This window comes from Nonomuraea harbinensis (assembly GCF_019396385.1).
GTDB lineage: Bacteria > Actinomycetota > Actinomycetes > Streptosporangiales > Streptosporangiaceae > Nonomuraea > Nonomuraea ferruginea.
The window spans coordinates 1-1,394 of record NZ_JAHKRN010000121.1 but is presented as its reverse complement, the minus strand read 5'-3'; the positions used below and the strand labels follow the sequence as shown (position 1 = coordinate 1,394).

Genomic DNA, 1,394 nt, shown 5'->3' with positions numbered 1-1,394 from the left:
GGCGAAGACTTCACTCTGGATTGGGATATCGCCCGCCATCGGAAGTACTAGAGGAATGGTTCGATAACCGAGTCGCGGCATGATATAGTTTCATTTGGGTCGAGTCCGGAAAATTCGGAGCCCCTCAGTTCCAGGACCAGTTTCAGCGCCGCCTGCACCACCCGATCCGTGAGGGTCGGGATTCCCAGCCGGCGAAGCTTGCCGCCGGTCTTGGGGATCATCTTCTCCCGCACCGGTAACGGCCGGAACTGGCCGGCCTTGAGCAGGGAGCGAATGTGCTTCAGCAGCGCCTCGGCTCCGGCCATCCGGACGTGGATGATGGTGATGCCATCCACTCCGGCGGTCCGGGCTCCGGCATTTCCTGCGACCCGTTCCAGCGCCATCACCAGCGTGGCCGGGTCGCAGACGAAGTTGAACACATCGTCAAACCGGAAGCCGTGATCGGCTACCGCCCAACGGTGCAGCTTGGCCTGCATCCCCCGTACCCGCAGCCATGCCTCATCGGCCGACGGCCACGCGACAGCGGCATCCACCGCTGTTTCTTCGGGCATTGCAGCACCTTCCTTGCGATCTCGCTGCCGCCCTTCCCCATGTGACGGGCTCTCCCCGCCTCGGAGTACTACGGCGGCTCCGTCCCCTCCCGGCCCGATCGGCCGACGGTGGGCCCAGCCCGCCGCGCCGCACCGGCCGTGCGGCTGCAGAAGGCAAAGCCGAGAAGGTTCCCGTGTTCACTGACTGATCGCTCGACGAAGTAGGCACCCGGCTATACCCCCGCGGCATCGCCACGGCTACCCCGCAGCACTTCACCGTGGCCTCCCTGCCGCCGAACATGAGCAGCCCGGGAGTTCCCCGCCCCGTGATGAGGGGGCAGGTGCGCACCGCACCCAGCCCATATCCGCCAGGTTGGAGCTGGTAGGGATTGTTAGGAGGCTTCATGCACCGGTTCCTCGCGTATACCTTTCCGTCTCGCTTGCCGGACCCGCGCCATCTGGCAGTACTGGTCACGTCCCGGCGTTGTCGGGGCCGCTTGCCACCCTTCCCGGCACCTCCCGGGTCAGGCTGCCCCCAGCTTCATCACCCTGCTGCGACAGGGCGAAGGTGGCGGTCTCTCACCTCCACTCGATCAATCAGCGCCTCACGGCGCACCTGCTCCACCACCCACCGCTTGGGCTGGGGACGAACCCGGCATCGGCGGGATTCCGCTCGACGATCTTCACGTTGATGCCGTGGGTGGCGCCGTGGGCGACCACCGCGTTCTTGAATCCCCGGTCGACCAGGGCGGTGCGGACGCTGCCGGGCGGGGTGGCGGCGGCGACCCGGTCCAGCAGCGCGGTGCCGATGGCGTTGTCGTGGATCGAAGCTGCCGCGACCACCACCGCGATGACCAGGCCGAG

General features: G+C 66.9%; 1 protein-coding gene and 1 pseudogene. Both read right to left on the bottom strand.

Annotated elements, in window-relative coordinates:
- Positions 1–47 precede the first annotated feature (47 nt).
- Positions 48–551, bottom strand: coding sequence for a reverse transcriptase family protein (locus tag KME79_RS44270; protein WP_219552665.1), 504 nt, complete (start codon positions 549–551; stop codon positions 48–50).
- A 576-nt stretch (positions 552–1,127) separates the two neighbouring features.
- Positions 1,128–1,394 (bottom strand): annotated as a pseudogene (locus KME79_RS44265) (hypothetical protein); the annotation flags it as partial.